The organism is Spirochaetia bacterium 38H-sp (genome assembly GCA_039023545.1).
Lineage (GTDB): Bacteria > Spirochaetota > Spirochaetia > Winmispirales > Winmispiraceae > Rarispira > Rarispira pelagica.
Genome location: JBCHKQ010000003.1, coordinates 94108 through 118251 on the forward strand (window position 1 = coordinate 94108; position 24144 = coordinate 118251).

At 41.3% G+C, this 24144-nt stretch carries 22 protein-coding genes; 12 read left to right on the forward strand and 10 right to left on the reverse strand.

The window, feature by feature from the left end; genetic code table 11:
* The first annotated feature begins 320 nt into the window (after positions 1 to 320).
* Complete coding sequence (locus WKV44_07215; GenBank protein ID MEM5948330.1) at positions 321 to 2066, forward strand: LysM peptidoglycan-binding domain-containing protein; 1746 nt, start codon at positions 321 to 323, stop codon at positions 2064 to 2066.
* A 69-nt stretch (positions 2067 to 2135) separates the two neighbouring features.
* On the opposite strand, the gene WKV44_07220 is transcribed toward WKV44_07215, so the two are convergent.
* The 3 genes from WKV44_07220 to WKV44_07230 are packed head-to-tail and all read right to left on the reverse strand — an operon-like array spanning position 2136 to position 4987.
* On the reverse strand, positions 2136 to 4130 hold the full coding sequence (locus tag WKV44_07220) for an ATP-binding protein (protein MEM5948331.1): 1995 nt from the start codon (positions 4128 to 4130) through the stop codon (positions 2136 to 2138).
* Between the two features lie 8 nt (positions 4131 to 4138).
* The gene (locus WKV44_07225; protein MEM5948332.1) at positions 4139 to 4609 is read right to left on the reverse strand and encodes a chemotaxis protein CheX; all 471 of its coding nucleotides are present in this window, start codon (positions 4607 to 4609) and stop codon (positions 4139 to 4141) included.
* Entirely contained in the window at positions 4610 to 4987 is a 378-nt protein-coding gene (locus tag WKV44_07230; GenBank protein MEM5948333.1) for a response regulator, read from the reverse strand. It lies immediately after the preceding gene.
* A 180-nt stretch (positions 4988 to 5167) separates the two neighbouring features.
* Between WKV44_07230 and WKV44_07235 the strand changes: the two genes are divergently transcribed.
* The 3 genes from WKV44_07235 to WKV44_07245 are packed head-to-tail and all read left to right on the forward strand — an operon-like array spanning position 5168 to position 8954.
* A complete protein-coding gene (locus WKV44_07235) occupies positions 5168 to 6628 on the forward strand; it encodes a glycoside hydrolase family 130 protein (GenBank protein ID MEM5948334.1) in 1461 nt (486 codons plus the stop codon).
* Positions 6629 to 6678: 50 nt separating this feature from the next.
* Positions 6679 to 7881, forward strand: coding sequence for a glycosyltransferase (locus WKV44_07240; GenBank protein ID MEM5948335.1), 1203 nt, complete (start codon positions 6679 to 6681; stop codon positions 7879 to 7881).
* Positions 7882 to 7895: 14 nt separating this feature from the next.
* Complete coding sequence (locus tag WKV44_07245) at positions 7896 to 8954, forward strand: glycoside hydrolase family 130 protein (protein MEM5948336.1); 1059 nt, start codon at positions 7896 to 7898, stop codon at positions 8952 to 8954.
* Between the two features lie 151 nt (positions 8955 to 9105).
* On the opposite strand, the gene WKV44_07250 is transcribed toward WKV44_07245, so the two are convergent.
* The 4 genes from WKV44_07250 to WKV44_07265 form a co-directional block, all read right to left on the reverse strand.
* Positions 9106 to 11229, reverse strand: coding sequence for a glutamine synthetase III (locus WKV44_07250; protein ID MEM5948337.1), 2124 nt, complete (start codon positions 11227 to 11229; stop codon positions 9106 to 9108).
* A 347-nt stretch (positions 11230 to 11576) separates the two neighbouring features.
* Positions 11577 to 13079 (reverse strand): Do family serine endopeptidase, encoded by a 1503-nt coding sequence (locus WKV44_07255; GenBank protein ID MEM5948338.1) that lies wholly within the window; start codon positions 13077 to 13079, stop codon positions 11577 to 11579.
* 109 nt (positions 13080 to 13188) lie between these two features.
* Complete coding sequence (locus tag WKV44_07260) at positions 13189 to 13548, reverse strand: Hsp20/alpha crystallin family protein (protein MEM5948339.1); 360 nt, start codon at positions 13546 to 13548, stop codon at positions 13189 to 13191.
* A gap of 15 nt (positions 13549 to 13563) precedes the next feature.
* Positions 13564 to 14013 carry an Hsp20/alpha crystallin family protein gene (locus WKV44_07265; GenBank protein ID MEM5948340.1) on the reverse strand — a complete coding sequence of 150 codons (450 nt, stop codon included), beginning with the start codon at positions 14011 to 14013 and terminating at the stop codon, positions 13564 to 13566.
* A gap of 236 nt (positions 14014 to 14249) precedes the next feature.
* Here WKV44_07265 and WKV44_07270 point away from each other — a divergent pair, with 236 nt between their 5' ends.
* Together WKV44_07270 and WKV44_07275 are read left to right on the forward strand one after the other, a co-directional pair.
* Entirely contained in the window at positions 14250 to 14378 is a 129-nt protein-coding gene (locus tag WKV44_07270) for a hypothetical protein (GenBank protein ID MEM5948341.1), read from the forward strand.
* 54 nt (positions 14379 to 14432) lie between these two features.
* A complete protein-coding gene (locus tag WKV44_07275; protein MEM5948342.1) occupies positions 14433 to 14843 on the forward strand; it encodes an HAD family hydrolase in 411 nt (136 codons plus the stop codon).
* Positions 14844 to 15085: 242 nt separating this feature from the next.
* Here WKV44_07275 and WKV44_07280 read toward each other — a convergent pair whose 3' ends face one another.
* The gene (locus tag WKV44_07280) at positions 15086 to 15607 is read right to left on the reverse strand and encodes a gamma carbonic anhydrase family protein (protein ID MEM5948343.1); all 522 of its coding nucleotides are present in this window, start codon (positions 15605 to 15607) and stop codon (positions 15086 to 15088) included.
* 77 nt (positions 15608 to 15684) lie between these two features.
* On the opposite strand from WKV44_07280, the gene WKV44_07285 reads away from it, so the two are divergent.
* From WKV44_07285 to WKV44_07300, 4 genes are all read left to right on the forward strand, one after another.
* Positions 15685 to 16767, forward strand: coding sequence for a glucokinase (locus tag WKV44_07285; GenBank protein ID MEM5948344.1), 1083 nt, complete (start codon positions 15685 to 15687; stop codon positions 16765 to 16767).
* Positions 16760 to 18328 carry a UTP--glucose-1-phosphate uridylyltransferase gene (locus tag WKV44_07290; GenBank protein ID MEM5948345.1) on the forward strand — a complete coding sequence of 523 codons (1569 nt, stop codon included), beginning with the start codon at positions 16760 to 16762 and terminating at the stop codon, positions 18326 to 18328. The genes WKV44_07285 and WKV44_07290 overlap by 8 nt, the downstream gene beginning before the upstream one ends.
* Positions 18321 to 18662, forward strand: a complete 342-nt coding sequence (gene hisI, locus WKV44_07295; protein ID MEM5948346.1) for a phosphoribosyl-AMP cyclohydrolase — start codon at positions 18321 to 18323, stop codon at positions 18660 to 18662. Before WKV44_07290 ends, hisI begins: the two co-directional genes overlap by 8 nt.
* Before the next feature lie 75 nt (positions 18663 to 18737).
* A complete protein-coding gene (locus WKV44_07300; protein ID MEM5948347.1) occupies positions 18738 to 19205 on the forward strand; it encodes a GNAT family N-acetyltransferase in 468 nt (155 codons plus the stop codon).
* A gap of 61 nt (positions 19206 to 19266) precedes the next feature.
* On the opposite strand, the gene mgtE is transcribed toward WKV44_07300, so the two are convergent.
* A complete protein-coding gene (gene mgtE, locus WKV44_07305; GenBank protein ID MEM5948348.1) occupies positions 19267 to 20622 on the reverse strand; it encodes a magnesium transporter in 1356 nt (451 codons plus the stop codon).
* 440 nt (positions 20623 to 21062) lie between these two features.
* Between mgtE and WKV44_07310 the strand changes: the two genes are divergently transcribed.
* Together WKV44_07310 and argA are read left to right on the forward strand one after the other, a co-directional pair.
* Positions 21063 to 21578: a nucleoside-diphosphate kinase gene (locus WKV44_07310; GenBank protein MEM5948349.1), complete on the forward strand. Its 516-nt coding sequence runs from the start codon at positions 21063 to 21065 to the stop codon at positions 21576 to 21578.
* Positions 21575 to 22882: an amino-acid N-acetyltransferase gene (argA, locus tag WKV44_07315; protein ID MEM5948350.1), complete on the forward strand. Its 1308-nt coding sequence runs from the start codon at positions 21575 to 21577 to the stop codon at positions 22880 to 22882. The genes WKV44_07310 and argA overlap by 4 nt, the downstream gene beginning before the upstream one ends.
* A gap of 78 nt (positions 22883 to 22960) precedes the next feature.
* Here the strand turns inward: argA and WKV44_07320 are convergent, their stop codons facing one another.
* Positions 22961 to 24130: an ROK family transcriptional regulator gene (locus WKV44_07320; GenBank protein MEM5948351.1), complete on the reverse strand. Its 1170-nt coding sequence runs from the start codon at positions 24128 to 24130 to the stop codon at positions 22961 to 22963.
* Positions 24131 to 24144: the final 14 nt, after the last annotated feature.

Consider the following 24144-nt stretch of genomic DNA (forward strand, 5'->3'; position numbering starts at 1 on the left):
ACATACCGAACGCACGGTATGCTTCGCATCCCGTGCTGCCTACGGCATAAAAATGCTTATGCTGCCAGGCATGTGTCCAGATTTGCACCGCAGGCAGGAGACACTGCGGCTTTTTCTTCTTTGTCTTTCCTGCGAGGACGCAGTGTCTCCGTTCGGTATAAAAGTATATTTTATAATATGGTTTGACTTATTGGCTTATTATGGTATATTATAGCTTAAATATTATAAAAATACTTCGATATTTAAATATGGTTGATATTTTATATAGCCAATTTATAAATGGTAGGTTATAATATTGCCAGTAAGGGAGGCCCACTACCATGATGTGGCTTTTTGATGAAGAGGTAAAAAAAAGACCCTCCTTTGCCAAAAAGAAGCGAAACAAAAAACATATAAATCCAATGGGACAGTCCATGAATACTGATTTGTATAAAAAAGTTTTTAAAAAAATATCCTATTATGTAGGTAATTTCTTTGTATTTATTTTAAGACTAATGTGGTCTTTCTTCAAGAAGGTTCCGTGGGGAATTGTTTCTACTGTGCTTATAGTGGCTTTTGCCATAAGTATTGTGGTATACAGTGTTACTGCTTCTGATTTGCCCCCGGACAGTGTCTCTGCCCAGCTTGCCTCAGCTACTTCAGAGCCTTCTTTCTCCGAGCCGCCGGAGGCTGTGATTTTATCCAGCGAGGATGAGATAAAGTCGCTTGATGTTTTGGGTGCTGGTGCGCAGAAACAGGACAGAATTGAAGATATTGAGTATGTGATAAGAAGCGGTGAGACTTTGTCAGAGATAGCTTTTAGCTATGATATAGATGCAGATATCCTTGCTGCCTATAATGGTATTGAGAATTATAATTATATTAAGGCGGGTGATAAGATAAAGATTCCGTCTTATGTCACGGAGAAGAAGTTTCGCATATCATATAAGAGGCAGAAGACTAAAGAGGCTCTTAAGAAACTTCCTCTCAATATTGCATATACGATAATAGATGATGGCGACCAAAATGGCAGCACAATTACGGTTCAGTTTGCTTTAAAGGATATAACAGGAGATGCTATAAAGGAGGCAAAGTGGGACTTTGGTGATGGTAATAAGGCTGCCAAGTTAGAGCCTGCCCACAACTACAGAAGCCCGGGTGTTTACGATGTCAGGCTTGTTGCTGTTGCTTCCGATGGCACTGTCTATGACTCAGGTGTCGTAAAAGTGGATGTTCCAGACCCCACTGTACTTCACAGCAGCCAGAATACGCGGTTTATAACACTTCCCAATCCTGATGATGATTTTAGTTTTCCGGGGAAGGTTATAATGGTTGCAGGTTATTCTTCTGTGGAGAGTTCTCCTGTAAAGATTATAGATACTGCTGCTGGTGCTACAACCGTTTCTTTTGAAAAACCAGGTTATTATGGCATAACAGTAGAGGAACAAGAGGGCAATCAGTATTATTCTGTATTTGTAAGTCCGGTTCCATCCATGCATGTTGATGCTTCTCTTGATACAAGAGTTTTGGGGGTAAACTGGTACAGGACACAGTTTAATACCGGTACATCTTCCAACTGTGGACCTGCTTCTGCATCTATGGCTATAGGCTGGGCTACAGGAGAATATTTTTCCGTATACAATGTTAGACAGATTGTGGGATGGAAGGGCGACGGTGCTACAAGCTTTGCAGATTTGTTAAAGGCGATAAGAGTACGTGGAATAAATGATGCAGCTATAGTAAGGCTTAGAGACTTTAATGATCTCAAAGAAGTTATAGATAACGGCGATGTTGCAATCATTCTCATACACACTGGTGGAATCAGTATGGTAAAAGGTAATCCGGCAACGGACCTTTTTGGCAAATATTATAATGATTCCGTAGGACATTATATAGTTGTAAAAGGATATTCTCTTGATGGTAAGTATCTTGTTATAAACGACCCTATCCCTAGTGACTGGGCTTCCAACAGCTGGAGATATCCTGATGGTATCAGTATGATAGGTCGTAACAGATACTTTAGTACGCAGGAAGTGTTTAACTCTCTCAGAACATATAATATGATTGTTGTACCAAGAAAAAAATAAGATACATTTTATTAATAAAAAGCCCGTCAACACGACGGGCTTTTTCTATTTGTAAGTTTGTAAGATCTTCTACTTTGCTGGTTGTTTTTCTGTTACAGCAGTTGGTATGAATATGGAAAAACAGGTGCCTTCTCCCTTTTTGTAGCTTAGTTTTAGATTTCCCTTTAGCTGTTGTACCCTCTTTTTTACAAGAGACATACCCATACCTCTTCCTGATGTAAGGTCGGCAGTACTGCTCGTGGAGAATCCTGGATTAAAGATACAGCCCAGTATTTGAGATGGGCTAAGGCTGTCGGATTGGTCAGTCTTTATTATTCCTTTCTCCAAAGCTTTTTGCTTTATTTGTTCCAGGTCCAGTCCTCTACCATCATCTTTTATGCGTATGACAGTGTTTTCTCCTTCTTTTTCCATGGATATTTCTATTGTTCCTTTTTCTTTTTTATTGGATAATGCTCTTTCTTCCGGTTTTTCTATACCATGTGCAACGGCATTTCTTACAAGCTGTATGAGAATGTCCTTGATATGTCTCCTGTCCTTTTCCGCAATTCTTGCAGTATCAAAGTTTTTAAAAACAATTTCCACTTTTTTGCCATTTCTCTCCGCTTCTTTTTCCGCACTGTTTACTATTGCCCTGGGTAGCAGCCCTTTATCAACTCCCTCAAGAGTCTTGCTCTGGAATGTCATTATTTTATTTATAAGCTCTTTTATAGTATTTATCTCCATTGAGACCTGTCTTATAAGAAGTGTACAGTCCAGCATGGCATCCCAGCCCGGATTATTGCTTTCTATAAGTTCCTTTATTTTCTCTTCTGTCTTATGTAGCGATTGTCCTACCTTCTCAAGACCCAACAGAAGAGCATTGCCCTTGATAGCATGGATAGACTGGAAAAGCTCTATAAACACGGACTTGTTAGCAACCCTCGTATCCTTAAGAAGCTTATTAGCATATTCCAGTTCTTCTTCCGCATCTGTTATAAACTCTCTCATGATATCCGCATCAACGTGTATAATCTGAAAAAGCTCTTCCATCTCTCTTGCTTTTTTTGCCTCTTCTGCTTCCAGTTTTCTGGCAAGCCTTACTTCTTCTGTTATATCCTTTACTGTTATGAGTAGCTGATTTATATTACCGTCCGTATCGTTTACCGGATAAAAAAGAAAAGAATAAAATACTTCCTCTGGAATACCATCTTTTTTCATTATAATTGCTGCACGTTCTAGAGGATTGATCTCTGCCAGAAGAGTGGGGTTGACCTTGCCCTGAAACCACATTGCAAGATAATCGGATATGCTAGCATACAGGTTGGGATCTACCTTGTGCCTCATGATATCCAGAAATGATTTCCCTTCTGGGGATTCTTCTGCAAGCAAAGTTTCTGTAAAATCAGAATACCCCTGTTGAATTATAAAATTCTTATCTATGAGAAATAAACCTTCATTTACACTACCCAGAATCGTATCCGTATATGATTTTGCCTCAGCAAGATTACGGCGAGCATCATCTAGATTCTTGTGAGCGGAAATACGAGCTCTCTCATATATAACGGAGAAAAGAAAGACAACAAGATAGGAGCCTATTGCTCTAATGGAAAAACCAAGCGCAAATCCATCTCTAAGAGTAGGATGAAGAAAAAGCATGGAGCCCAGAGTGAGAATAAACACAGTAGACAGAATAGAACCCATGCTTACACCAGCAAGAAAGTTGGCAATAATGGGATATGTAAAAATCCACATAATAGCAGAACCGTTATCACCAAAATCTATAACAAGATAGGCATATAGGGCAAACATCAGAATGGATATAGCTGTTCCGGCTAAATCAATATTTTTGCTTATCCTAAAGTATGCAAGAATGGCTATGACAATCAAAATAGTGCTGCCAGTTACAATAGCAAAAGCAGGTAAACCAGAAAAAATATCATTTATGGTAAAAATAGAAAGAACCAAAATACCCAAAAAGGAGATACCATGAAGAGTTATGATTCTTCTCTTTTGTTCTTCATCAAATTTCCCTTGTGGTATAATAATGTGATAAAACCACTTTATTAGATTGCTTATCGCACTCATAAATCCTCCTAGCGGATAATCTCCTCCAAAGCAACGGAAAGTAAAAACTCACCCGCATCGGTTGTAAAAGGTATGCCGATTATAGGAGAAGAAAAATCAGGCCATGCCAGCTTATGATTTTTGCCCTTAGTTACGGAAGGCAGTGAAATGGACAGCCTGTATGACTCATATCCCTTCTTTGCATTACCTGCAATGATATTTACAGCCTCTCCTATCGTATCCACTACGTCATCGTTTACATCATTTATATCGGTACCTACTAGCATTGATGTGAGCTTGCAGGCCACGTCAGCGGGAAAGCTTATAACGACGAGCCCCTTACTGTCTCCCGATATCCCTATAAAAGCAGATACATCCCAGGAATTACTGTCCTCCTTACTCATAAGGTATGGAACCCCCACCTGTGCTGTTGTGCCAAAGAAATCCTTACAGGCACCCAATGTAGCTTCTATAAAAGGTATTATTTGTGCTTTTTCCATTTATTTTGCCTCCAGTACTCTTTTAACTTTTTTTAATAATTCATCTTCCTTTACAGGTTTTACGATATAATCGTCCACCCCCTCTTTGACCGCTTCTATAACATTGTATTTTGCAGCCTCGGAAGTTACCATTATAATAGGAAGAGAAGAAAATCGCTTATCAGCTCTCAGCTTTTTTGTCAGCTCCAGCCCGTTGAGCTGGGGCATATTCCAGTCTAGCAGCAAAAGATCGACCTTTTTACTGTTTATTATCTCAAAAGCATCCGCACCGTTAGAAGCTTCAAGATATTCCGATCCGGCAAACTCGGGATAAGAATCCAGAGTGCTTTTTACGATATTACGCATTATTCTGGAATCATCGACAATTACAACAGTCAAGACATCCTCCTTCTTAAAATACTTCTTTTTTATTACACAAAATACTTTATAAAAATATTAAACCAGTTAAAACAAAAAGACAAGACAAAAAAAGCCGAACGCCGTATTGCAATGGTAATACGACGTTTTTATTGACGGCATGTCATTGCATTTACTATAGTTTAATACAAGGAGGTTCTTGTGACAGTAAAAAGATTGGGAATTCAACTCTTGCCACAACCAGAAAAAGTAGTACTGAGATTCTTTTCTCCGGGAGAAAAAGAAAGAATAGAGCATATAATAGCGCGTGTCTTTACGATGACAGACCGGGAAGTGGAAGAAGAGCTAAGAACAGTGATAGAAAAATTCGATTATCACCATGATCAACTAGAAGAAATACTGGCAAAAAATTATAAAAAGATATCCAGATTTATATTTACAGACAGAGAACCTGATGACAGAAGAAAACTCTTTATAGGCAGCCTCTTTACAAGTGAATACTCTATAGAAGCTGCGGCGTTGTTTAATCCATCTATAGTAGTACACCCGGATCAGAGCAATCTTCCGGAAGATAGTATAAGATTTATACTATCTTTGAGAGCTACGGGAGAAGGACATATCTCTTCTTTGGTATTTCGTCAGGGAGTGATGCATAAAGATGGAAGTATAATAATAGAAGACAGTGGACAGCGCTATGTTATTCCTCCTCATATCGTGGAGAATACTCAGTATAATAGAGAATTATTTATTGCTCAGCTAAAAGAACAGAGATTATATAACATCTTTGCTGAAGCATTGTTTGCAGAAATGCCGGAGATATTTGGTTATAGGAGGCTTATAGAAGCCATAGAAAACCTGAGGGAAGCAGAGGCCTTGCATTCGGAAGAATTCTTGAGAACCTTAGAATCGATAGAGTGGTTTGCCAGCTTTAACCAGGAAGTTTATTTTGATCCTGATATTCCTATGGATATGCGCATAATCTCTCCTTCGATAGTAGTGGATCTAAAAGGTCTTGAAGATGCCAGGTTTGTAAAGTTTATCGATGACAAAGGCATACCTACATATTATGCAACTTATACAGCTTATGATGGCAGAAGTTTTTCTCCTCAGCTTCTTGCAACAAAAGATTTTAACCACTTTCGGTTTATTTCGCTTACTGGAAAAGCTGTAAAAAATAAAGGTTTCGCTCTGTTCCCAAAAAAAATAGGTGGAAGATATTGCATGATTGGTCGTCAGGACAATGAGAATATAACAATAATGTTTTCTGAGAATATAAATTTTTGGAATGAATACAGAATTATACTAAGACCCAAGTATAGCTGGGAAATTATACAGCTTGGAAACTGCGGCTCCCCCATAGAAACTGACGCCGGATGGCTTCTCTTTACACATGGTGTGGGGCCTATGCGCCACTACAGTATGGGAGCTGTTCTTCTTGATAAAGAAAAACCCTATAAAGTCATAGGCAGATTAAAAAGACCTTTTTTGGAAGCTCAAGCGGATGAAAGAAGCGGATATGTACCAAATGTGATATACAGCTGTGGAGCTTTGCAACACAAGGACAAGCTTCTTATACCATATGCAATGTCCGATTACATAACCAGCTTTGCAGAAGTAGAGACGGACGAACTTGTAAAGCAAATTTTAAAAGACGGTAACTGATATTACCACTTTTACAAGGTCTTAATCAAATTAATTAAAACGGAGGTTATATGAGAATAGGATTTATCTCTACTTATCCACCAATAGAATGCGGAATAGCAACATACACAGAACAGCTTGTATCCAATCTGTATCAAAAACACATGGAAGTTTTTGTTATGAGTCCCTTTGGTGCACAGGGGAAACGCGTTTTCCCTGTTTTTACGCAGGGGAGCGATACATTTGCTCCTGAGGTTTTGAGGCTTAGTGCTTCCATGACACCGGATATAATTCATATCCAACATGAGTACGGTCTGTACGGACAGAATAAGGGGGTTGAGATTGTTGATCTCATTTTGAGGTATAAGATAGTAGGAATCCCCGTTGTTGTTACTCTTCATACTGTTTACGATGAAGTATCATACGAAGAGAGTGTTGTCCTCCGTCCTATTCTATCTGAGTCATCTGCTATAATTGTTCATGAAGATTTCCAGAAAGAGGCTTTGTTGAAAAATTTTCCGGAAATAAAAGGTTTAGAAGAAAAGATATGGGTTATAGAGCACGGTATACGAGAATGCGGTCCGGTTATTAATGCAAAAAAGATATTGGGACTTGAGGGAAAAAAGGTATTGCTTCTTGCTGGTTACTTTAGACCCAGCAAGAGGTTTGATAAAATAATAGATATTTTTCCAGAGCTTTGCAGAGAAATAGATAACCTTGTGCTTGTCGTCGCAGGTAAGATAAGAAATCCTATTTTTGATAACTATAGAAGAGAGCTTTTTGATAAAATAGAATCTTCTCCTGTAGCTGATAGGATTGTAGTTTTTAGGGGGCAGTTTCCTCAGCATACTTTTGATACTATTTTGTCTGCTTCTGATGTTATGGCCTTTCCTTATGATAAAGGAGCACAGAGTGGTATGCTCGCACAATGCTTTGCTATGCATAAGCCTGTAGTAACTTCTTCTTTGCCTGCTTTTAAGAGAATACTAGATAGAAGTGGCGGAGGTCTTATCGCAGAGACGGATAATGATTATGTAAGACATATCATAGCACTGCTTAATGACAAGGTTTTATATAATGAGAAGGTGGAAAATATAAAAGAGTACATAGCAGAGTGTGCTTCTTGGAGTATTGTTGCTAATCAGCATATAGATGTGTACAAAAGCATTCTTGCTTCTTCTCTCGGACGGGCTAGATATATATATATACCGGAAGATGAGGATACCAATGTAAAGCCTCTGCCTGCAATTGTGGAAAATGAGAATATTAGATAGGGGGATTGTTTATCATGGAAAGATATGGAAATAATCCGATAATAAAGCCTTCTTATGTAAAACCAAGCAATCCTGACTATGAAGTTGTAGGGGCATTTAATCCTGGTGCTGTTTTTACAGGAGAAGAGTATATTCTTTTGTTGAGAGTTGCAGAAAGGGTAAAGCAGGAGCCAGGATATATAAAGGTTCCCTGTGTTGAGTTTTCCGGGGATGGTATAGGATACCCTTCTGTTCTTGCTTTTAAGGAAGATGATCCGGATGTAAGGAAGAAGGATACCAGAGGAGTTGTTTATAAAGGGATAGATTATCTTAGTAGCATGAGCCATATAAGGATTGCAAGGAGTAAGGATGGAAAAAACTTTATAGTGGATGATGAGCCTTTTATTTTCCCTTCTACAGAGAGTGAGCGTTTTGGCGTGGAGGATGCAAGATGTGTCTTCCTTGATGGAGCCTATTACATAAATTATACGTCTGTTTCGCCAGATGGTTGGTGTACTTCTCTTGCAAGAACCAGTGATTTTAAGTCTGTTGAAAGGTTGGGGACTATTTTTCATCCCCAGAATAAGGATGTGTGTATTTTCCCGGAGAAGATAGGAGGACTGTATCATGCTCTTCATAGACCTAATAATGATGGTTTTGGTAAGCCTTCTATATGGTATGCTTCTTCTCCAGATCTTTTACACTGGGGTCAGCACCTGTGTATTGCCAGACCAAGGGATATGAGGGAGGAGGCTCTTAAAATTGGCGGAGGTGCTCCATGTATAAAAACGGATGATGGTTGGCTTCAGATTTATCATGCTAAGGGTGAGGGACAGCGTTATACTCTTTTTGCTATGCTGCTTGATTATGAGGAGCCTTGGAGGGTAATTAGAAGGGGGATTGTGCCTGTTATGGAGCCTAGAGAGTCATATGAGATTGATGGGTTCTTTGGAAATGTCCTTTTTACCAATGGAATTGTGGCCCACCCCGATGGGACTCTCTATATTTATTATGGTGCTGCGGATGAGTTTTCTTGTCTTGCTTTTTCTTCTGTTTTTGAGTTACTAGAACATCTCAATAGATATGGTGAGTGATGTTTGATTTGTGATAAGTATGCAGCTGTTTTTGTTGTTTTTGCCGTAGGTAGCGCAGCCCGCAAAGCGGGTTGCGCGTTTGGTATATTATGAGCATAAAAATTGCCGGCAATAGAAACTATTGCCGGCAGCTGTTCTGTTCTATATAGATTTAAAGCTTAAAAAGAAGTTCTTCATAACCGGGGAATGGCCATGCCTTTTTATCCACCAGTTTCTCCAGATTGTCTATCTTCTCACGTAGAGCGTTCATCTGGCTCACAACTTCTTCCTGATATGTTTTTGCCTGCTTGAATACATCCTCTACATTCTGTGCCTTAGCTAGAACTGTTTCCAGTTTCTCTGTTTCTTCGTAGGCTTCTTTTAGCAGAGATGCAATTGCTTTTGCCTGTTTTTTCTGCGCAGAGTTATCAGCTCCTATGGCTTCCAGTGCTGCTGTATCACGTGCCAAAGACCCTACGTATGAACTTACAGCGGGGAGTATGGAGCGACGTGACATTGATACCATAACCCCTGCTTCTATGTTTATCTGCTTGGAATAGCGTTCAAGATAGATGTGATATCGGCTTTCCAATTCTTCTTTGGAGAATACGTTGTGGCTTTCAAAGAGAGATATGGTTTCTTTATCTATCAGTACGGGGAGTGCATCTACTGTAGCGCGTACATTGGGCAGTCCTCTTTTTTCTGCTTCTTTGACCCATTCTTCTGAGTATCCGTTTCCGTTAAATACTATGCGTTTGTGTTTTGCATATGATTCTTTTACTATTGCTTCTATTGCTGCATTTTTGTCGCTGGCTTTTTCCAGCTTGTCTGCAAACTCTGCAAGAACCTGAGCAACTGCTGTGTTGAGGTATGTGTTGGGTGGTGCTATGGATTGAGAGGAGCCTAGCATACGGAACTCAAACTTGTTTCCTGTAAAGGCAAAGGGGCTTGTTCTGTTTCTGTCGGAGAGGTCCTTAGGTAAGCTCGGAAGAGATGTTACTCCCAGCTTTATTTTTCCTAAGTTGGTATTTTTTCCGGCTGCTTTCCCTTCTGCTATACTGTCAAATATCTCTGTAAGCGGACCGCCAAGGAAGATTGATATGATGGCAGGAGGCGCTTCGTTGGCTCCGAGTCTGTGGTCATTGCCCGAGCTTGCTGCGGATGTTCTGAGTAATAGTGCATAGCGATCAACGGCTTCTATTACAGCTGCTGCAAAAAGAAGGAATCGAGCATTGGACTCTGGATTTTCTCCGGGATCAAGGAGGTTTATGCCGTCGTCCGTTGCGATTGACCAGTTGTTGTGCTTTCCTGATCCGTTTACCCCTGCAAAAGGTTTCTCATGCAGAAGGGCTTCCATGCCGTGGCGTCTTGCAACTTTTTTGATTGTTTCCATTACAACCTGGTTGTTATCCACTGCAACATTGGTTGTTGTGAATATCGGTGCGATTTCAAACTGGTTGGGAGCAACCTCGTTGTGCTGAGTTTTTGCTGATACGCCTACTTTCCAGAGTTCTGTGTTTAATTCTCTCATAAATTCGGCGACGCGTTCCTTTATTGCACCAAAGTAGTGGTCTTCCATCTCCTGGCCTTTTGCAGGCATTGAGCCAAATACTGTGCGCCCTGTGAGCATGAGATCAGGTCTCTGGTCATAGTATTCTTTATCAACAAGGAAGTATTCCTGTTCAGGCCCTACTGTTGTAACAACTCTTTTTGAGTTGGTGTTGCCCAGAGCTCTCAGTACTCTAATAGCCTGCTTGCTGAGAGCATCCATTGAGCGGAGAAGAGGAACTTTTTTGTCCAACGCATGTCCTGTATAGCTAAAAAATGCGGTGGGTATGCAAAGTGTTGTTCCTGTTGGATCCTGTTTTAGGAATGCAGGGCTTGTTACATCCCAGGCTGTATAGCCGCGTGCTTCAAAGGTTGCTCTAAGACCGCCGGAAGGGAAGCTGGAGGCATCCGGTTCACCTTTGATTAGTTCTTTGCCTGAGAATTCCATAAGTACTTTGCCGTCATTGGTCGGCGAAATAAAGGAATCGTGTTTCTCTGCCGTGAGGCCTGTCAGAGGATGAAACCAGTGTGTGTAGTGTGTAGCGCCTTTTTCTATAGCCCAGTCTCTCATTGCTGCGGCAACGACCTCTGCTACTTCCAGGCTCAGTTCTTTCTCACCTGCTTTAACTGCCTGGATCTCTTTGTAAATGTTCTTTGGCAATCTTTCCCTCATTACGGAATCAGAAAAGCAGTTGCTTCCGTAAATGCTCTGTACGGAAGTTTCTGTGTAATCAGTCCTTTCGCTCATGGTATCTCCTTGTATAAGTCATGATAATGCTTGGGATATGGATTTCCCACTCTTTAGTAGGTATCCACGAGTCCTATTATATTTATAGCAATTATCGTGCCAATAATATGATTATTTTTGCAATTGTATTTTTTTATATATAATAGATTTATTGGGTAAAATTTTATATTATTATTTTTTATGTGATATTTTGAATATTTTTATACTTTTATGTAGGAAAATGTTTTATTTTATTCCTTATTGTGTTTTTTTATGTTGTCTTGTTTTGTAAGGTATGTTGATGTCAGACTGTTTTGATTATGGAAAGAGACGGGCTTTAAGCCCGTCCCATTAGGTGCTTGGTGATTTTATGGTATTTTTACTCCTATTAGGACTTGTGTACCCTGTCTGGATACGCTGAATCTTATTGTGCTCCCTTTTTTGCTTTGTTCTGCAATGGCAGCATAAAAGTCCTTCATGCTTTTTATCTCACTGTTGCCTATTGCTTTTATGATGTCTCCTGCGCGGATTCCTGCTATCTGCGGGGCTGTGTTGTTGATGGCCTGTATTACCAGAACTCCGCTTGTTTCTTTGATATCATAGCGCTCACGGATTTCCTTTGTAAGGTCAACAGCTGTTATGCCTGGCCAGATGTTTGTTGTTTTTTCTGTAAGTTCCTGTTCTTCTTTTCTTTCTGCCAATTTTAATGTTATTGTTTTTTCTTCTCCCAAGCGTATGAGTGTTATTGCGATTTTGCTTCCTGCTCCGTGCATACCGATTTCTCTTGAGAGCTGGTTTGCATTTTCTATTTTTGTATCATCAACCTGTATTATGTAATCTCCTGGACGTATTCCTGCCTGCCATGCTGGGGAGTCCGTATATATGTTGGTAACAAGTGTGCCTTTTTTGTTGTCTAGTCCAAGCTCTTTTTTTAGTCCGGGATAGGCTTCTTCTGTTATGTCTGCAATTGTTACTCCAAGCCAACCGTAGCTGACTTTGCCTTTGCTTATTATCTGTTCCATTGCGCGTTTTGCTGTATTTATTGGTATGGCAAAGCCGAGACCTACGTTACCGCCGTTTTGTGAAGCTATCCATGAGTTTATGCCGATGACTTGTCCGTCAAGGTTTACAAGTGCTCCACCTGAGTTTCCTGGATTGATTGCTGCATCTGTCTGTATATAGTCTGTAAACTCTCCTAGCTGTGCTCCTGCAGGGGTTTTTCTGCCTAGTGCGCTTATTATTCCTGCTGTTACAGTGGAGGAAAATCCGTAGGGGTTTCCTATTGCCAGTACCCAGTCGCCTACTTCCAGGCTGTCAGAGTCTCCAAGTTCTGCTATTGGCAATTTTTCTTTTGTTTTGATTTCTAGTACTGCAAGGTCTATTCTCTCGTCTTTTCCTACCAGTTTGCCTGTAAATGTTCTCTGGTCTTCCAGTTTTACGGTTATTTCATCCGCATTGCTTACTACATGTGCGTTGGTGAGGATGTATATCTTGTCACCTTCCCTTCTTGCTATTACACCAGAGCCCAGACCACTTCTCTTAAATTCCTTTTCCTGATATTCCGGTCCATTGAAGAAAAACTCCCAGGGTGAGTTGAAATTAAACATTGGCACTTTTTGCTTTACAACATCAACCACATCAATCTCCACTACGGTAGGAAGAACCTTTTTTGCAACATCATTGAAGACTTGTTGAAAGCTTTTTGCATCAAGGTAGACTTTGGGCCTTTCTGTCTCCACCGGTGCAATTTGTGCTATCTGACTGGGGGGGGCTGTGACACTTGTTGTTCCTGTTCCCTGAGCCGGTACTTGAGAACAGGCGCTAAAAAGCAATAAAATCATCAGTATTCGTGATATTAGCTTTGTTTTCATCTCTTTTCCTCCATGTGCCTGGTGAGGGTTTTACAGTAATAACAGTCCTTGCACCAAAGTTGTTACAAAAAAAGCTGCCACCTGGGCAGCTTTTTTTGTTTTTTTTATTTTAGCCTGCCTTTACTTCTATCTTCTTGGGTTTTGCTTGCTCTTTTATCTTGAGATTGAGTGTGAGAACTCCATTTTCTAGCTTAGCATCTATTTTGTCCGTATCCACTGTGTTATCCAGTGTAAAAACTCTTTTGTAATCTGCAAATCGTCTTTCTTTTACCAGGTAGGTTCCCTCGGGAAGAGTGTCTTTCCTCTGAGCTTCTATTATGAGCTCGCTATCCTCTACCTGTATGTTTATGCTGTCTTTTTCTGCTCCAGGTACTTCCATTCTGAGGGTTATTGTATCATTATCTTGGCATACATCATATACGGCAGGCTTTATGCTTCTCTCTCTTGTCAATTCTTTATCCTTTTTCATAGGCTCCTCCTGTTTTTATTTTATCTGTACTGCAATTTTCTTGGGTTTTTTCTCTTCCTGCTTTGCTATGTTTATTGTGAGCACACCATTTTTAAGCTCTGCCTTTACTTTGTTGGCGTCTATGCTATCCGGAAGAGAAATTGTTCTCTGAAAAGCTCCACTCCATGATTCCTTTCTGTAGTAGTTTTTGTCTTTTTTCTCCTCTTCCTCTTTTTTCTCACCTTTTATGGTGAGCACATTGTTGGTCAGAGTGATGTCTATGTCTTTTTCTGTTACTCCTGGAAGGTCACAGGATACGATTACCTCGTTATCCGTCTCTACGACGTCCATTGTAGGGACCATTGGCCTGTCAAAGAGTCCTGTGCTTTCTGGCCATACCAGGTCAAAAACCCTATTGATTTCATCCTGTATCTTCTCAAGATCGGTGAACCAATCATTGTTTCTTTTTGTTATTTCGCGTGTCATATTACGCCTCCTGTATGTTGATGTTTCTTTTTGTCCACTACGTGGACTTCTCATTTACAGTTATGCAATAAATGTGCCAATTTTTCTGGTATTATGTTTGTTTTTTATATTTTTATATTGCAATAAAATAATATAAAGAGTTCTTTTGCCTGGTTTCTGTTTTAAACTTTGTTTTGTGTTTTTGTGTCATATTGATAACAGGTTGCTTTTTTGCTTTGTGTGATTTTTGTATCTATATGATACACAGAGTTGTTTTGTCTTTATATGATGTATCCTTTGCAGCCATGGTGCGTCGACATGTGTCCACATTCTCTATAAACCGTAAGAACTTTCCTTTATCTATCAAGTTTTCTGGTGGGGCTTGAAAAAAAAATCCGGCACATGCAAAGTAGATTTACATATTTGTTTAGGAGAAAATTATGAGTCTTAATGATGCATGGAGAGACGTCAGAGAGTTTCATGTACGCTTTGGTCATCCTCATCAGGAACGCCCATGTTTTATAGATGCAGAACGCGCACAGTCGCGCGCTAAGTGGATGCGTGAGGAGGTGCAGGAGTTTCTGGATTCGCGTGATGTTGTGGAGCAGGCCGACGCCATGATAGACCTGATTTATTTTGCGCTTGGAACTCTGGTTGAAATGGGTGTTGAGCCTCAGCCTCTTTTTGATATAGTCCATAAAGCCAACATGGACAAGCTCTGGCCGGATGGGAAGCCCCATTATAATGAGGACGGAAAGACCGTAAAGCCTGCAGGCTGGCTGGATCCTTACCCTCTCCTGGAAGAAGAAATAAAAAGACAGATTGATAAAAAGGCGCAAAAAGAATCTTAGAAAGGATTTTTTGTAGATTTTTTATTATACCGAACGTCGGGAGTGCACCTATTTTGCAGAGCATGCGGGAGAGCGCGCTCCCTCCTGCCTTTGGCAGGTGTTTTGCAGGATATTCTGGCAAGCTTGTTTTGCTTATGCCGGAGGCAGCAGAGCCCGTCCTTACGGGCTCTGCGTTCGGTATAGGTGATTGGGTTTTTGCTGCTTTATTTTGTCTTATAAACTAGAAATAAGTTTTTATGTGTTTACCAGGTCTTTTTATAGTCTGTTATGGCTTCTTGTGCTAGCTTTACATATAATTCTGCATTTTCTTTGACTTTTTTTACTTCATCTTCTGTAACTTCCCTTATAACTCGTGCAGGACTTCCCAGGATGAGAGAGTTGTCAGGGAATGTCTTTCCCTCTGTTACTAGGGCACCTGCGCCTACTATGGAGTTTTTGCCAATTGTTGCACCGGATAGGATGATTGCACCCATTCCTATCAGGCAGTTGCTACCTATGATGCAGCCGTGTATCACTGCATTGTGGCCTATGGTGACATAGCTTCCTATATCCACGGGTTTGTCTATGTCAACGTGGACCGTGGCGTTATCCTGTACGTTGCTGTATGCACCCAGATGTATTGATGTGATGTCACCTCTTAATACGGCTCCAAACCACACGGAAGATTTTTCTTCCATAAATACAAGGCCAGATACAGTAGCGCTGTCAGCTATAAAGCAGCTTTTGGCTATGGTAGGTTTTTTGTCTCCAATCGTGTATATCATGAGGTCTCCTTGCTATTATTTTCTATAGTATTTTGCTCCATATTGCAATTTCTTTCCAGCTGTGCATAATCTAAGTTATGGTAAGGAAAGAATGGTATTACTCGGATAGAAAAGCAAACGCACTGCTGTTGGCAGCAGATGTGGGTGGGACTAACACCAACGTTGCACTTGTGGAATATGATGGCAGGGAATATTCTATAATGGCTCACTGGGAGTTTGCGAGCCAGAAGATTTCTGGTCTTGAGGAGGCTTTGGAGGAGATATTTGAAGATATAAACTCCAAGTTGGGAGAGGCAAAAGTAGAGGCTTTCTGTGCATCCGGTGCAGGTCCTGTGGAAGATAATGTCTGTATTCTTACCAATCTTCCGTGGAAGATTGATGGTAATGAGATAGAGAGGGATACGGGTATTCCGACAGTGGTTATCAATGACTTTTCTGCTGTCTGTTATGGAGTGCCTATACTGGAGAGACAGTCTCCTTCTTCTCTTGTGCCGATTCCGCATGTGGATGGTTCTATCCCCGAGAGAAGGGGGAGCATAAGAGCTGTTATAGGAGCAGGTACTGGACTTGGAGTGGGGTTTCTTGTTGATGACAGGGGGCAGTATCATGCCTATCCGTCTGAGGGCGGGCATATTGATTTCCCTGCGTCTGATGATCTTATGGAAGAGATAAGAAAATATCTTTCTTTTAAATACAAACATACTCCAGGAACAGAGGCTGTTCTTTCTGGACAGGGGATTGCCAATATTTTCTCTTTTATGCTTGATAGTGGAAATATAGGACATGACGATCTTATAAGAGAAATTCTATCTGTGCCTGATACAGATAAACCGCCGCTTATTGCGAAGTATTCTGAGAATCATGCAGGTTGCAGGCGGGTTATGGAATTTTTTATTTCTGTCTATGGGCATATGGCGGGTAATTATGCTTTGTGTTTTCTGCCTACTGCGGGGCTTTATCTTGCAGGGGGTATAGTTGCCAAGAATATTGACTATTTTCAGAAATCTCCTGTATTTATGAGATACTTTGAGTCAAGTTATAGAAAAAATATGACAGAGCTTCTCAAAAAGATTCCGGTGTATATAATCAAGGACTACAGCATATCAGTATATGGGGCTGCCTATGCTGCACAAACATTTGCAAGGAGGGGGGATGCGTAAGCTGAGTCCACAGCTTGTATCAAGAATGAGAGAGCTTGATATAGATGTGGAGCTTAGTCTTAAAATTCTTGATAGAGTTAATAAACAACCAAATGCTCTTACAGAGACGGAGTTTTCTCTTCCAACAGGAAAGGAAGATTATATAGTGGATACAAGAGAGGACGTAAGGCTTAGCCTGTCGTCCTCTTATTTTTTTTCCAGGCTCAAGGAACTGGGGCTTACTGTTCCTGCTGTTGCTGATTTTTATACTGGCGGGAATACTGTTGAACTCGATGAGAAAAAGCTTAAGATAATAGGTATTCTGCTTTATCCCAAGCTTGCCTACGGTATACTCAATGGAGGAGCTGCTACAAGTTATGCAGACAGCAAGAAAAATAGCGGGTTTGATAAGGCGCTGTTTTCTGCTTATGAGTCTTATTTTAAAAAGGCCTCTGAGCTTGTCAAAGGGAGGCCAAAAGGGGTATGTCCTGCCTATTATGGCAAAAGCGGTGAGCCAGGATTGAGTTTTATGGCTCTCAAGATGCGTTCTCTTCTCATAGAGACTCTTAGATATCGCAGTCTTGCAAAAAGATTGGGGGTAGAACAACAAAGGGAATGTCTGCCTCTTTTCCAGATGACAAGTCCTGTTACGCATGAGTCCGTGCTCGCACATATTAAAGAGCTGGAAACACATCCTGCCATAGAGCCTCTGATGCAGAAGCTGGGCTTGTTGTCGCTTTCTGTTTATACTGCAAAGCAGCCTCTTATTGCTGCTTTTACCCATACGGCAGATGGTAGTCCTCTTGACATATTTACGTCTGCTTACGGAAGAGAGTGCGAGCCTCTTGCCCTCCCTGGAGGACACGGACAAAACTTTATGGTGCTTGCGGATATATACAGGCAGCTTTATAGAAATGGATACAGGTTTGTATATCTTACCAATGTTGACAATCTTGGTTCTGCTGTTGATCCTGTCAGCCTTGCCCTTCTTGCGTTGAGCAGTAAGCAGGCCGGTTTTGAATTTTCTTATAAGACTTCTGTGGATGTAAAGGGAGGGGTTCTTGTTGCTACTCCTTCTGGGCCTCTCTGTATGGATATAGGTGCAGGCATAAGTCGTTCTTGTGTTGAGAATGAAGAGAAGCGCGGTGTGCCTGTCCTGTTTAACTGTGCTACGGGGTTGTTTGATCTCTCATTTCTTACTGCTAATCTCGATAGAATCATAGGGAATCTTCCTTTGAGGCTTACTGATCAGGATAAGGATGCCGGCAGGTATTCTCAGGCAGAACAGATAACTTGGGAGGTCATGGGACTGCTTGATGATATCCTCATTTTTGCCGTTGATAAGTACAGGCGTTTTCTTGCCGCCAAACTTCTTATAGAGACTTTTCTTACTTCCGGTCTTTTACTTGATGATGCTTCTTCTCTATATGGTGTAAACCCTGATGTTGTGAAGACTGCTGATAATCTTAACAGAGGGTTAATGGCTGCTTTTTCTGATTATTATGCAATAAAGCCGGAAGATTTTTCTTTGCTTTCTGCGGATGATATTGAGAAAAGGTTGGAGGAAACTTTTGATGCTTGATTTTGATAAGACGGGTGGGCTTGTTCCCTGCATAGTCCAGGAAGAGGGGACTAAGGATGTTCTTATGCTTGCCTATCTCAACCGAGAATCCTGGGAAAAGAGTCTTGAGACTGGTTATGCACACTATTATTCTAGAAGCAGGAAATCTCTTTGGAAAAAGGGTGAGACTTCTGGTCATCTGCAGGAGATAAGGGAGATAAGAATAGACTGCGATAATGATACCGTGCTTTTTATAGTACGACAGATTGGAGGCTCTGCCTGTCATACAGGTCATAAAAGCTGTTTCTACAGAACATTGCAGAATAAAGATGTGCTTGTTGATAATGAGGAGTGATTACACTATGGACAGTGGTTTTCTCCTTTGTGCTGATGGGTTTGCGTATAAGATTATATGCAAATAGGAGGCTCTATGCCGGATATGCTTGTAAAGCTTTACCATCTTCCTCCTCTTGAGTCTCTGAGGCTCAGGGGGGATGGTTTCGTTATACGCAGAGCTAGGAGCTTTGAGATGGCTGCTGTTGCGGATTGGGTGGAGAAGTGTTTTAACCGTTTCTGGGCATCTGAGGCTGCTGTGGCTTTTTCCCGTATTCCTGTGTCTTGCTTTATTGCCACAATAGGGGGTGATATTGCAGGTTTTGCTTGTTATGATTGTACTGCAAAGGGCTTTTTTGGGCCTATTGGGGTTGCTGAAGAGTACAGAAAAAAGGGGATAGGTTATGCTCTCCTTCTGTATTCTTTATATGCTTTGCGTGATTCAGGTTATGCGTATGCTATTATAGGTGCTGCGGGTCCCGTGGATTTTTATAAAAGGGCTGTGGGCGCAATTGAGATTGGTGATTCTGAGCCTGGGTTTTATGAAGATAGGTTGAAGCTCTGATTTTATTTTTGCCGCAGGCAGGCTGGACGGCTGCATGGCAGTCGTCCAGCCGTTCGGTATATTATAATAGAATTATTTTTACTACTGTAAAGTAAATCAGAAGTCCTGTTACGTCCAGTATTGTGGAAAGAAGAGGGCTGCTTATTACTGCTGGGTCTATGCCTATTATGTTGCAGATTATGGGCAACAGGCTCCCAACCAGGTTTGCCCACAGGACTATGCATGCTATGGATATGCCTACTGTTATTCCTATTTCCGGATGTCCTGTCCATAGGTAGCCTATGACAGAGAGTACAAGTCCCAGGCTGATTCCTAGCAGAATGCCTACTGTTATTTCTTTTCTTACAACTTCAAACCATCTAGATGGTGTTAGTTCTCCCACTGCAAGTGCGCGTATTACAAGTGTTGCGGCCTGGCTGCTTGTGTTCCCTCCTGTGCCCATGAGCATGGGGATAAAGAGGCTAAGGCTGATAAAGCTTGATAGCAAATCCTGATATCTACCTATTACTCCTGAGGATAAGAAGCCGGATATACCTAGGAATAACAGCCATATTATTCTCTTGGTATATAGCTTGATGGGTCTTGTTTCTGTATAGCTTGCTTCCAGAGGAATAACGGCGCTCTCTTTTTGTGCGTCCTCGGTTGCTTCCTCGTCTATTACGTCGATTATATCGTCAACTGTGACTATGCCCAAGAGGACGTTATTTTCATCTACAACCGGAAGGGCATTGAGGTCGTATTTTCTTATGAGGTTTACGGCTTCTTCTTGGTCTGCATATGCATTGATTGCTACATAATGCCAGTCCATTATGGAGTCAACTGTTGTCTGAGGCGATGCAAGTATTATCTTTCTAAGTAGAATATCATCCAGCAGTTTTCCGTCATTGTCTATGACGTATACCATGTTGATAATCTCGGCATCCCTGCCGTATGCCCGTATATGGTCCAAAGCCCTCTCTATTGTCCACTGCGGCTTGATGGAGACATAGTCCGGCGTCATAAGCCTTCCCACGCTGTCTTCCGGATATCCCAGAAGTGCAAGCGTAATAGCTCTATCCTCAGGAGAAAGCAGGTTGAGCACCTTTCTTGTCAGAGTTCCGGGTAGATGCTCTATAAGTTCAATCCTGTCATCGTGAGCAAGTTCTGACAGAATCTCTCTTAGCTGTTCGCTGGTTATATGCTCAAGAATATGACGTTGTGTTTCCGAATCAAACTCCGCAAAAACCTCTGCTTTGAGATCCGGTGGTAGAAGCAAAAAGAGGATAAGAGAATCCGTAGGAGAATCCTCTTCTATCTCATCCAAAAGCTCCACAATATCCGAGGCATGCCATGTTGTTATCTCATCTTTAAGCATATGCCACTGTCTTTGTGAAACCCACTCCAGCAGGGTAATCTTGTCAACGCTATCTTTCTTCATGGCTGCCTCCCTTGCCGGTTTTTTTTGAGTATAGATAAAAAAAAACGTATATACAAGCTAAGATGTAAATACTAACAAAGTGTAAAAATCATTTATTAATACCGAACGGCATAAGGCGCGCTTATGTAGCAAAAGACTCAGTAATAGCGCACCTTATGCCTGCCTGCGGCAAACATAGGGAACACTATCCTCATAGTTTTGTATAAATCTCCATGTGTAATAACAATAAAGATAAAGACCTTTATTTTAAAAAATACATACATATTATAATGATGAAAAAAAAAGATGATACAGACATAAAAATAATACAGTTTCATTTCTACGTTGCAGGCAGAAGAGTCTGCGACTTGATTGCCTGTTTCCCTTCTGTTGAGTGCATATTCTGCGTTGGAAATAAAAAATGCCTTGACAGTATTGTTTTTTGGTTTAAATATAGTGTCATGAGTAAAGCTAATATTACACGTACTTTATGTCTTGTTAAGCCAGATGGTGTAAGACGCGGACTTACAGGTGATATTTTGAGCAGGTTTGAGAGGGCAGGGCTCAGGATTGTAGGCCTTAAGCTGCTTGTGCCTACGGATGAGATTGCTCGTAAGCACTACAGGTATGAGGATATTGCTGTTCGTCATGGCGAGGATGTCTGGAATAGGCTTGTGTCATTTTTGTGTTCCGGGCCTGTTGTGGCCTTTGTTTTGGAGGGAGTGGATGTTGTTCCTGTTGTCAGAAAGATGTGCGGTTCTACAGAGCCTGCTGCTTCTCCTCCTGGAACTATAAGAGGTGATTTCTGTCATCATACCTATGAGTATACCAATCTTAAACAGGGGAGTGTGAGAAATCTAATCCATGCGTCTGCCACGGATGAAGAGGCAGATTATGAGATTTCCGTGTGGTTTGAGCCTTCTGAGCTTGTATCTTATAAGAAGGCCGATCATGCAGAGCACTTTCTGGACGAATGAAGCTGCAGAAGCATATTGAGCTTATACGCGAGGTTTTTCACTATCTTAGGCGCTATAATGGAGCCGTTTTTGTAATCAAGGTGGATTACGGTGTCCTGTCAGAAGAGCGCGCTTTTATGCTTGTAAGCGATATTGCACTTTTAAAGCAGGCTGGTATTCATGTGGTTCTTGTCCCGGGAGCCAAGCAGAGGATAGATCAGGTGTGCTCTCAGTATGGTATAAGCTGGGAAGAGAAGGATGGTATAAGGATTTCTTCTGATGAGGCTATGCCTTTTATAGAGATGGCTGCCTTTGATGTATCCACGCGACTTATGACTATTCTTACAGGTCATGGGATAAATGCCGTAGTGGGTAACTGGGTAAGAGCTCTTGGACTTGGTGTAATAGATGGTGTGGATTATATGAGAACCGGCCGTGTGGACAGGGTGGATATAGAGCCTGTTAATAAGCTGTTAAAGGATGGGCTTGTTCCTATTTTCCCTTGTGTGGGTTGGAACTCGCGTGGCAAAGCTTATAATATTTCTTCCAATGAGCTTGCAATGACCATTGCCAGTCAGCTTGCAGCTGATAAGCTTTTTTATGTTCTTGATTCTTTTGATTTTTCTTCTTCTGCTTTGATTATCCCTCCCGATGTGGAGACAGGGGAGGGAGGCGTCATATCCAAGTTGACGGTTTCTCAGGCGGAGCAGTTATGCGCTATCAATCCAAAGGGAACTCCGGGTTTGGAACATATCTCCCATGCTGCAGCTGCATGCCGCTCAGGAGTAGAAAGGGTGCATATTGTGGATGGCCGTGTTGACGGGGCTCTCCTTAAGGAAATTTTTTCCAATGTGGGTATGGGACTTATGGTACACAGCCATGAGTTTGAAAGTATACGTCCTATGGCAGAAGAGGATATTCCTGATGTGCTGAGGATTATGGAGCCTCTTATAGAGCAGGGGATTTTGCTTCCCAGAAGCAGGGAGCAGATGCTCAGGGAGTATCGCAGCTTTTATGTCTATGATATAGATGGCAGTGTGCATGCCTGTGCAGCCTTATATCTGTACGGTTCTGACGGGGAACTTGGCGGTCTTGCTGTGGATTCTGCTTATGCTGGTTCTGGTATTGGTAGCAAACTAACCCGTTTTATAATAGAGCAAGCAAGGAGTGCTGGACTTAAGAGACTTTTTGCTCTTACTACGCGTGCTGTGGACTGGTTTGAATCATTGGGCTTTTCTCTTACTTCTCCGGACAGCCTGCCGGAAGAAAGAAAGGCTCGTTATACAAGCAGTAGAAAATCACGTGTATATGTCTTAAACCTATAACTTCTAAGCTAGTACTTTTTATATGCAGTTTATTACAGGTACTATCTGATGCTCTTTGCTGCCTTTGTTTTTATTTTTCTATTCTTCTTTTTCTTTAAACATAGGTTCAAAGAGTTCTATTCCTGCCGGCAGGTTGTCTTCTGTGGGAGAAATCTCCGGAACACGGAAAAGGTGTTCTATAAAAAATCCTGCGGCCCCATATGCCACTGTTTTTTCTCTCATTGGAGACATCTCTATAACAGCGTGTGTCTGATTGGGATATGTCCAATTGTGCTGGATTTCCCTGAGAAATACTTTTTCCATATCTTCTTTATATTTTTCAAGTTCTCCACAGATTACTATACGTCTTATGTCTATATTGTTGACAATAAATGCCACATGAACGGCAAGCTCCAATATGACTGCTTCAAGCACATTAGGGTCAGGTATTTTTTTTATCTCCTCATCAGTGATACTGAACTGGGAATTATTGGGGTGTTTCCACAATATGCTTTTAAACTCGCCGGTAGAAAAAGAATCACCGTGTATAACACGGTTATTGATTATATAGCCCATACCTATGGCCACCCCCTGATATGGCAGCTTGTGAGTGGATGTCTGCCGGAACTCAGATAGGATAAACATTGCATTACCAGTCTTTTCCCCTCTGTTAAATGTAAGGTCTGCCCAGCAGCAACAATTGGCATCGTTTTCTATAAAAACAGGCATCTCAAAATATTTCTCAAGGTCGGAGCGTATTGAAACAGGCTCTGTTATATCAAGAGGATTGGAGCGTATAATCAGTCCTTTGTATGGATTTATTAGCCCAGAAAGTCCAATACCTATACCCAGGACTCTTAGATTGCGGTCTTTGGCATCACGCAAAACAGACTGTATTGTCTTTATAAGAACCGCATTTAGACCTTCTCCGTCTGCTAACTTGTCGTCCTTGGAATATACAATATTGCCACCCAGGTCCACCAGCACAGCGGTAAAGGTTGTGGTATGAATCTCAATCCCCATCACCACACCAAACTCTGGATTGATGCTCAAAAAAATGGGCTTTCTTCCACCCTTTGGACCGGAAGTTCCCTCTGAAACCGCTACGATAAGATTTTGTGCTTCCAATACTGATATAATCTTGGTTATAGTGGACTTATCCAGACCGAGGCTCTCTGCAATCTCTGTCCTGCTTTTTGCAGGATTGTGCCACAGATACCTTAGTACCCGCGATATGTTAATCGCATTGATTGTTTTTGCGTTAGCCATAACATTTTATATCA